Source organism: Streptomyces sp. URMC 124 (genome assembly GCF_051386455.1).
Taxonomy (GTDB): domain Bacteria; phylum Actinomycetota; class Actinomycetes; order Streptomycetales; family Streptomycetaceae; genus Streptomyces.
In genome coordinates this window covers 1-241 of sequence record NZ_JBPQTS010000625.1, presented here as the reverse complement: position 1 = coordinate 241, position 241 = coordinate 1, and the positions used below count along the sequence as shown (strand labels likewise).

Annotated in this window: 1 protein-coding gene; it reads right to left on the bottom strand. The window is 56.8% G+C overall.

Going from position 1 to position 241, the window contains the following annotated elements:
• On the bottom strand, positions 1 to 203 hold a 203-nt coding region (locus tag ACSNOG_RS33940; protein ID WP_436756509.1), incomplete at its 3' end, for a hypothetical protein.
• Between the last annotated feature and the right edge of the window lie 38 nt (positions 204 to 241).

The following is a 241-nucleotide window of genomic DNA, read 5'->3' as shown; positions in this document are numbered from 1 at the left end:
GCCTTGGCGATATTCCACTGTGAGAGGCGCTCCTGCTCCAGCCCCTTGAGCTTGCCGATCATTTCCGTAACATTCTCCGTGATGAGCGACAGCTCATCCTTCGCTTTGGCGTGACCGCGTCCGTCGTGGGGAACGAGTGTGAGCAGACGACCGACCGGCTTATACAGCCGCAGCGAAATGAATACCGACAGGAGTAATGCCAATAGGGACACGGAGAAGGAGACGGTTATTTCCGTCCACC